The 1,371-nt window shown below is 45.8% G+C and carries 2 protein-coding genes; one reads left to right on the top strand and one right to left on the bottom strand.

The annotated features are described in order from the left end of the window. Positions 1–524: gluconate operon transcriptional repressor GntR (gene gntR, locus ACWHAR_RS21465; RefSeq protein ID WP_452087767.1), on the bottom strand; the 524-nt coding region annotated here is incomplete at its 3' end. Positions 525–719: 195 nt separating this feature from the next. Here gntR and ACWHAR_RS21460 point away from each other — a divergent pair. Beyond that, positions 720–1,371: glycerate kinase (locus ACWHAR_RS21460; RefSeq protein ID WP_452087766.1), on the top strand; the 652-nt coding region annotated here is incomplete at its 3' end.

The raw sequence follows: 1,371 nt of genomic DNA, 5'->3' as shown, positions 1-1,371 counted from the left end.
GATAAAAGAATAAAGCTTTCCATGACGGGTTTTAGATTGTTCCAGATCATCTGAATGTATGAATGATCAATCGCTCGGATAATCGTTTCATGGAACAGCACATCTTGAAATGAAAATTCGTCAGCGTCCTCATATTTGATTGAGACTTTCATCATTTCAAGAATTTTGCTGAGATCCTTAACTAAAGGCTCAATGTCTATTTTGACAAGCCGTTCAAAGACAAATGTTTCTAATAGTAACCGCACATCATAAATTTCCGCGATTTTCTTCTCAGTTAAACCAATTACGACCGCTCCCATTCGTTCTAAGCGGATGATTTTTTCGGATGCGAGTATTTTTAGCGCTTCGCGAACCGGCGAACGGCTTACTGAAAACTCGGCGGCGATTGTATTTTCTGATAAAATGGTACCGCTTTCAATCAGACCTGAAACGATCCGCATTCTCAGCTCGTATGCGACACGAACTCCGGTTGACGCTTTTGAGAGCCATTTTGCGGGATACAACAGGTCTTTGGAGTCTAGCATACACTCACCTTCCTCACTCAAGAAGTATACTTGTATACAAGTATGATAACGTGAATATTTCTTTTATGCAAACACTTTCATTTCTAATTTTTAATAAAATTTTTCCCAATCATTATGGTATTTATTTCTAAATGGAATATGGTACATTGGAGATAACTAGCGTAAGTGAATCATGTTTTGAAAGAGGCGATTTGGATGAAAATCATCATTGCACCTGATTCTTTTAAGGAAAGCTTATCAGCTCTGGAGGCAGCCGAAGCGATAGAAAGAGGTTTCAAATCGGTCTTTCCGGGTGCTGATTACAGAAAATTGCCGGTGGCGGATGGCGGCGAGGGAACCGTTCAATCTCTGGTCGATGCGACCAATGGAAGGATCATAGAGCAAGTTGTCACAGGGCCGCTGGGGGAACCGGTGAGAGCTTTCTTTGGCATGATGGGAGATGGGAGAACAGCTGTGATTGAAATGGCTGCTGCTTCAGGGCTGCATCTGGTGCCTGTAGATAAGCGAAATCCGCTCATCACTACAACAAGGGGAACGGGAGAATTAATCGGAGCAGCTCTTGATGCGGGAGCGGAGCGATTGATCATCGGAATCGGCGGAAGCGCCACGAACGACGGGGGAGCCGGGATGATTCAGGCATTGGGCGGAAGGCTTCTTGATAACTCAGGCCGCGAGATTGGCCCGGGGGGCGGCGCGTTATCTCAGCTTGCATCAATAGATGTTGGCGGGCTTGATTCCAGACTGCGGAATGTCAAACTGGAAGTTGCCTGTGACGTGGACAATCCGTTAACAGGACCAAAGGGTGCTACGGCTGTTTTCGGGCCGCAAAAAGGCGCGACGGCCGACA

It is taken from the genome of Bacillus sp. LR--39, assembly GCF_053613335.1.
This window is presented reverse-complemented; position numbering and strand designations above follow the sequence as displayed.